The organism is Novosphingobium sp. BW1 (assembly GCF_008107685.1).
Taxonomy (GTDB): Bacteria; Pseudomonadota; Alphaproteobacteria; order Sphingomonadales; family Sphingomonadaceae; genus Novosphingobium.
On sequence record NZ_VIRF01000018.1, the window covers coordinates 1 to 401 of the forward strand.

At 51.9% G+C, this 401-nt stretch carries 1 pseudogene; it reads left to right on the plus strand.

Features of this window, described 5'->3' with window-relative positions:
- A pseudogene (locus FMM79_RS21310) lies at nt 1–401 on the plus strand (hypothetical protein); the annotation flags it as partial.

Here is a 401-nt window from a genome sequence, read left to right on the forward strand (position 1 = left end):
CTATGCCACTGTTCAAGACATGGAGCGCCGTCGGGCTGATCTTGAGAAGGGCACTGAGGACGAGAAGGCTGGGGTGGTTACTAACGCAGATCTCTCAAGCACTGTGGCCCATAGTTTTGCTAAGACTGTTGAAGGCATACTGACTGGTTGGCACTTCCCAGAGGTTGGGGATGTGTACTTCGATTCCAAGTCTCGAGATCTTGTAATTGCTGGAAAGTCGCGTAGTGCTTTTGGTAAGGGCCTTCGCGCCATTACGCATGCAGCTTTCACCCTCGGGCTGCTTGCTTTCTGCCGTGAGCGCCACACACCACACACGGGATTCGTTGTACTCGATTCTCCATTGCTGGCATACAGAGAGCCAGATGGAACAGAATATGATTTGACCGGTACTGACCTTAAAG